Annotated in this window: 3 protein-coding genes and 1 pseudogene; all 4 read left to right on the top strand. The window is 71.1% G+C overall.

Features of this window, described 5'->3' with window-relative positions:
• Positions 1-387: pseudogene (locus RWX45_RS12240) on the top strand (hypothetical protein); the annotation flags it as partial.
• Positions 387-872: a DUF3180 family protein gene (locus tag RWX45_RS12235; RefSeq protein WP_316023997.1), complete on the top strand. Its 486-nt coding sequence runs from the start codon at positions 387-389 to the stop codon at positions 870-872. The pseudogene RWX45_RS12240 and the gene RWX45_RS12235, both read left to right, overlap by 1 nt.
• Positions 873-1,002: 130 nt before the next feature.
• Positions 1,003-2,100 carry a Rossmann-like and DUF2520 domain-containing protein gene (locus RWX45_RS12230; RefSeq protein WP_316023996.1) on the top strand — a complete coding sequence of 366 codons (1,098 nt, stop codon included), beginning with the start codon at positions 1,003-1,005 and terminating at the stop codon, positions 2,098-2,100.
• 555 nt (positions 2,101-2,655) lie between these two features.
• Positions 2,656-3,633 carry a pantoate--beta-alanine ligase gene (gene panC / locus RWX45_RS12225; RefSeq protein ID WP_316023995.1) on the top strand — a complete coding sequence of 326 codons (978 nt, stop codon included), beginning with the start codon at positions 2,656-2,658 and terminating at the stop codon, positions 3,631-3,633.
• Positions 3,634-3,676 lie beyond the last annotated feature (43 nt).

Raw genomic sequence — 3,676 nt, 5'->3', positions numbered from 1 at the left:
GCACCACCCGCCGGTCCTCAACAGGCGGCCGCACCCGTCAACCAGCCGGTCCAGCAACCGTCCGCGCCGGAGGCAGTCCAGTCCGTTCCGGCACAGCCGCTGGCGGCGCCCGAGGCCGCGCCACCCGCCGTCCCCCAGCAGCCGGTGCAGCAACCGGCCTCTCCGCAGTCCTCCGCGCCTGAGCAGCCGTCCGCGCGCCACGCCGCAGATCCCGCTCCCGGCGCGGTCTTCACCGAGTCGTCGGCGCCGTCGGCGCAGGCTGGAGCCGCTGCCGAGTCGGCCGCCGGGGTCGTCCCGGGTGATGACGTGGAGGATGACGCAGAGGACACCTGGGCCGCGCCGCCCAACTGGAACGACGTCATCGGCCGCAACGGCCAGGGCTTCTGATGCGGCGCACGCGCTGGACCACAGTCCTCGCGTGCTTCCTCGGCCCCGGTGCGCTTGCTTGGGTCGCCTCCGACCTCATGCTGCGCCACCATGGTTGGGTTCCCTCCCTGACCCCTTGGGGGGCCGCGGTCGCCGTCGTCATCGCCGCCGTCGTGCTCATTGCCGGGCTTGCTGTGCGGCGTCTGCGGGAGCATGAACCTACATGGATGACCCCGACCGGTGCCGCCGCCACCGCCGCGGCCGCGCAGGCCTCAGCTTGTGTGGGGGCCGTCGTCGGCGGCGTCTATGCCGGCGGGCTTGTGGTCGCGCTGCTCAACCTGAACTCATCCGCCATGGCCTCGCTCGCGTGGTCGACCGGCGCCTGCCTGGCCGCCTGCGTGCTGTGGAGCGGCATCGGCCTGCTGGTGGAGCACTGGTGCGCCATCGGCGAGGATGACGACGACGACCTGAACTCCGGCTCTTCCCCACACGGCAGCGCGGCATAAGTCGGCTCTGGCATAGGCGCTGATGAGCGCCCTCCGGCCCCGTAGCCGCCTGGTTCCAAATGTGGTTGGCCGCGGGCACAGGCCTCGGGGCGCGGTGGCCGTTCGGTTAGCGCCATGAGAGCATCGCGTCATGCCCTCCATCTCCGCTGTGCCCGATCCGAAGTCGACGAGTCCCCATGTGCCCGATCGGAACTCGACGGGTGCTGACGCCGTTTCGTCCCCGGGTGCATCGCAGCTGTCCTCGGCGGTGCCGGCGCCGTCCCCGGGCTCCGCCCGACCGTCCCGCCCCGGAAGGCTGGGAGTCGGCATTATCAGCGCGGGCCGTGTCGGCGCCGTGCTGGGGTCGGCCCTGCGCTCGGTGGATCACCACATCATCGGCGTGCACGCCGTCTCCGAGGCCTCGCGCGAGCGTGCGGAACTGCTTCTGCCCGGCGTCCCGCTGCTGGAGGTTGAGGAGATCGTTGAACGAGCCGAACTCGTCTTGCTCGCCGTCCCCGACGACGCCCTGGCGGGCCTCGTCAAAGGCCTGGCCGACCTGGGCCGCTGGCAGCCCGGCCAGCTGGTCGTCCACACCTCCGGCGCTTACGGCACCGCCATCCTCGAACCCGCTCGACGTTGCGGCGCTATTCCGCTTGCCATCCACCCGGCCATGACTTTCGGCGGCTTTTCCACGGACGTCGCGCGCCTGGTCGGCTGCCCCATGGCCGTGACCGCTCCGAGCGCCGTGCTGCCCATTGGGCAGGCCCTCGCCGTGGAACTTGGTGGCGAACCATTCGTACTGGCCGAGGAGTCCCGTCGGGCCTACCACGCCGCGCTCGCCCACGGCGCTAATCATCTGGTCACGCTTGTCACTCAGGCCGTGCGGATCCTGGCGGCCGCCGGTGTGGAAGATGGCGCCTCCACCCTGGCTCCACTGCTGTCGGCCGCGCTCGACCGGGCGTTGCGGGAGGGGGAGGCCGGGCTGACTGGCCCGGTGGCGCGTGGAGACGCCGGCACCGTGCGCACCCACCTGAAAGCGCTGCATGACCTGCGCGACGCCGACGGGCGGGACTTGAACGATGTGGTGGCCACCTACCGGGCTCTCGCCGAGGCGACGGTCGCACGCCGTGAGGCCTCCGGTGCGCTCGGCTCCCAGCAGGTGCGCGACCTGCGCGAGGTTTTGGCGGAGGACGTCGAAGAATCAGCCGGGTCTGCAGGGCCCGACGAATTCGGGGAGTCCGCCGACTAACCCACCGTGCTGCGCCTGGCCGAAGCCGGCACCGAGCCCGCGCACGGGCGCCCCGGTCAAAGTGACCTGAGCCCGTCCTCGCGGTGGAGGTGCGCCTTCCACGGGGCTGGGGTGCGTTCCACCTGCGCCCGGGCACGCACCACCCCGCGCCCGGCCCGTGTGCGACGGTTCGTACTTTCCAACGACGATTCGTACCTTTCGACGACGGTTCGGCACTTCGCACCAACGGTTCGGCATTTGCCGTGACGGTTCGGCACCCTGGCTGCCGAACCGTCAGCCTACGTGCCGAAGCGTTCACTGGAAGGTACGAACCGTCAGGACAGCTGTCGAACCGTCAGCACCTCAGCGGCGCCCACCGACTCGGACGGTCACAAGGCGTCGAGCCCACGCTGCTCGGAGGCGAACCGCGACGCCCGCTCCCCACCCCATCGTCACAAGTGCCGGTCTGGGCACGTCATTAGTGCCGGTCTCGGCACGTTACAAGTGCCGGTTTCGGTGAGGGGCGAGCGTCTGCGCGACCCGCTGCTTTCGACAGCAATGATCTAGCGTTGCCTCATGACTGCCTCGCCCTCCCCGGACACTCCCACTTCCCGCACCACCCTGGCCCGTACCCGCGCCGAACTCGAGACGGCCCTAGCGGGCGACACCGCGCCGCGCGCCGTCGTCATGACCATGGGGGCACTCCACGAGGGCCACTTCGACCTCGTGCGTGAGGCGGCCCGCCGTGTTGGGGACGGCGGCACCGTCGTCGTCACCATCTTCGTCAACCCACTCCAGTTCGCCCCCGGAGAGGACCTCGACGCCTACCCGCGCACCCTGGAGGCGGACCTGGCGGGGCTCACCGCCGTCCTCACCGATGCCGACGGTGCGCTCGCGGTGGGACGCCTGGTGGTCTTCGCCCCCACGCCCGAGGTCATGTACCCCCACGGCGAGCCGCAGGTGCGCATCGAACCCGGTCCGCTGGCCACCGTCCTGGAGGGACGTACCCGGCCCACTCACTTCGCCGGTGTCTGCCAGGTGGTGCTCTCCCTCATGCACCTGACCGCACCGCGCTGGGCCATGTTCGGCCGCAAGGACGCTCAGCAGCTCGCCGTCGTCAAGGCCATGGTGCGCGACCTCGCCGTCCCCGTCGAGATCATCCCCGTCGACATCCGCCGGGAAGCCGACGGGCTGGCCATGAGCTCGCGCAACTCCTACCTGTCCGACGACGAGCGTCGCCAGGCCCTGGCTCTATCGCGGGCGCTCGAGGCGGGCCGTGCCGCGGCGCGCACCGGTGCCGATCCCGCTGAAGTCCGCGAGACGGCATTGGGCGTGCTCGACGCCGCCGCGGGCGTGGAGATCGACTATGTCGCCGTCGTCGACCCTGACTCCTTCATCGACCTGGCCGGGGCAGGACTGGGTCTGGAACCCGAGGAGGCTCCGGCGCTCGAGGCCCAGGGGCGTGGGACGCGGCCGGCGCAGGGACTGCTCGCGGTCGCCGCGCGCGTCGGTGCCACCCGTCTCATCGACAACACACTCATTGACTTCGCCTGAGGCGGCAGGCGCGTACCGGACGCTGCCGGGAGTACGCCGGTAG

The organism is Actinomyces sp. MRS3W (assembly GCF_032465695.1).
GTDB lineage: Bacteria > Actinomycetota > Actinomycetes > Actinomycetales > Actinomycetaceae > Actinomyces.
This window is presented reverse-complemented; position numbering and strand designations above follow the sequence as displayed.

Excerpts from the sequence above, each read along its gene's own strand:
- RWX45_RS12230 (WP_316023996.1), top strand. The coding sequence starts at position 1,003 with ATGCCCTCCATCTCCGCTGTGCCCGATCCGAAGTCGACGAGTCCCCAT.
- RWX45_RS12235 (WP_316023997.1), top strand. The coding sequence starts at position 387 with ATGCGGCGCACGCGCTGGACCACAGTCCTCGCGTGCTTCCTCGGCCCC.
- panC (WP_316023995.1), top strand. The coding sequence starts at position 2,656 with ATGACTGCCTCGCCCTCCCCGGACACTCCCACTTCCCGCACCACCCTG.